The 218-nt window shown below is 44.0% G+C and carries 1 protein-coding gene; it reads left to right on the top strand.

Going from position 1 to position 218, the window contains the following annotated elements:
* A partial coding sequence (locus Q1A70_RS20790) for a transposase (protein ID WP_299695977.1) occupies window positions 1-218 on the top strand: 218 nt, incomplete at both ends.

Here is a 218-nt window from a genome sequence, read left to right as displayed (position 1 = left end):
GATCTATCACTCTTTGATGAACACTATTGCAACGACAAAAACGGGGCAGCTGCATACCCACCTTCCATCATGCTCAAAATTATCTTTTACGCCTATTCTCTTGGCATGCTATCAAGTCGACGTATTGAAAGAGCCTGCATTAACAATGTCACCTTCATGTGTCTGTCTGGCGATGTAAGACCGCACTTCACCACCATTGCTGCCTTCATCGCAAAAAT

The sequence above is a fragment of the uncultured Vibrio sp. genome (assembly GCF_947488985.1).
Taxonomy (GTDB): Bacteria; Pseudomonadota; Gammaproteobacteria; order Enterobacterales; family Vibrionaceae; genus Vibrio.
The sequence above is the reverse complement of the archived record's forward strand: the minus strand, read 5'-3'. Positions and strand labels throughout refer to the sequence as shown.